At 62.2% G+C, this 1341-nt stretch carries 1 protein-coding gene; it reads left to right on the top strand.

Going from position 1 to position 1341, the window contains the following annotated elements:
- Positions 1-1139: FAD-binding protein (locus tag RR842_RS12910; protein WP_332730017.1), on the top strand; the 1139-nt coding region annotated here is incomplete at its 5' end.
- Positions 1140-1341 lie beyond the last annotated feature (202 nt).

Genomic DNA, 1341 nt, shown 5'->3' on the forward strand with positions numbered 1-1341 from the left:
GCAGCGCCATGGTGGGTGCGTTCTACAGCCATGACGATGTGTATGCCGAGCAGCCTGGCTACCATATGCTCATGATTCCCAAAGAGGCCGGCCTTACCTCGACGGGCTTTGCGGGGGCGGAACTCCTGCACAACGATGCCGTGAAGGCAGGCGCGGAGTTCGTGTTCGACAGCCCGGCAGTCCAGCTGGTCAAAGAGGGCGATAAGGTGGTGGGCTGCATCTGCGAAGGCAAGGACGGTTACGTTCAGTACAATGCCAAGAGCGGCGTGGTGCTGTGCACCGGCGACATCGGTGGCGATGCTGATATGTGCAAGGCCTACGCTCCGGTGTGCGTGGAGTACGGCCAGCCCCGCAGCCAGTACACGCCGGTGGGTGTGAACACGGGCGACGGCCATAAGATGGGCCTGTGGGCCGGTGCTCAGATGCAGGACCTGCCGCTCCCTACGATGATGCACCCGCAGGCGTTCTGCTGGTTCCATGGGCCGTTCTTGTTCGTGAACGACAACGGCGAGCGCTTCATGTGCGAGGACACATGGGTGCAGGGCAAGTCGTTGGCCATCAACCGCCAGCCGGGTGGCGAGGCCTGGTCCATTTTCGATGCTAACTGGGAATCCGACCTGGTTCGTGGTCTGCCACAGGGTGGCGGCATGTTCTGGGACAGCTTCCGCCCCTACGGCTCCGATCTGTCGCTTGCCCCCGAATACTTCAAGACGCAGATCCCCGAGTACATCAAGGCGGGCAATGCCTACGAGGCCGATACGCTCGAGAACCTGGCCAAGCAGATCGGCTGCGATGCTGCTGCGTTCAAGGCGACCGTCGAGCGCTATAACGGCCTGTGCGAAGCGGGCGAAGATACCGACTACTACAAGAAGCCTGTGTTCCTGACGCCGGTGAAGCAGGGGCCGTTCTACGCGCTGAAAGTCGGACCGGCCCTGCTAGCCGTTCCGGGCGGCCTGCGTACCAATATCGACTTCCAGTGCTTGGGTGCTGAAGGCCAGCCGATCGAGGGCCTGTATGCGCTCGGCAACGTGCAAGGCGACATCTGCGCCGTCGACTATCCCATCAACGTTGCAGGCAATAGCCACGGTCGCTGCATCACGTACGGCTACCTGCTAGGACACGAGTTGGCGAAAGCGTAGCCTGTCCACCGTTTGTCTGCGGCAAGCCCGTTCCGCAGTAGGGCGAACTTTCTCGTTTCCCCGCATCGCCACCCTCCCTTGGGCGATGCGGGGCGGGTTTGCGAAACCGAGCACGTGCCTCGGTTGACAATGAGCGCTTGTTTGGGCCGCCGCCGTTGCTCTGCTAATGAACGCTGTGCGCCTCTTGCGTGTCCTGCTCCCG

The organism is Gordonibacter sp. (genome assembly GCF_036667095.1).
Lineage (GTDB): Bacteria > Actinomycetota > Coriobacteriia > Coriobacteriales > Eggerthellaceae > Gordonibacter.